Below are 218 nucleotides of genomic sequence, written 5' to 3'. Positions count from 1 at the left end.
TCCGTGTCCGTGTTCGGTATGGGAGCGGGTGTGTCCCCTTCGCCGCCGTCAGACTGAACGATACTTGTTCGTTCAAAACTGGATAAAACCAACATTGTTGCTGAACTTCAAGTTCAACCGTACTTAAGTAACTTAAGGTTAAGTCCTCGATCGATTAGTATCCGTCAGCTGCACGTGTCGCCACGCTTCCACCCCGGACCTATCCACCTCATCTTCTT

General features: G+C 50.0%; 1 rRNA gene. It reads right to left on the bottom strand.

From position 1 onward, the window contains the following. Positions 1-134 precede the first annotated feature (134 nt). Positions 135-218: ribosomal RNA gene (locus M3152_RS17930) — 23S ribosomal RNA — on the bottom strand; the annotation flags it as partial.

Origin of the sequence: Sporosarcina luteola, from assembly GCF_023715245.1 — a bacterium.
In the GTDB taxonomy this organism is placed as follows: Bacteria; Bacillota; Bacilli; order Bacillales_A; family Planococcaceae; genus Sporosarcina; species Sporosarcina luteola_C.
Note: the sequence above shows the minus strand (reverse complement) of the source record. Positions and strands in the feature narration are given on the sequence as shown.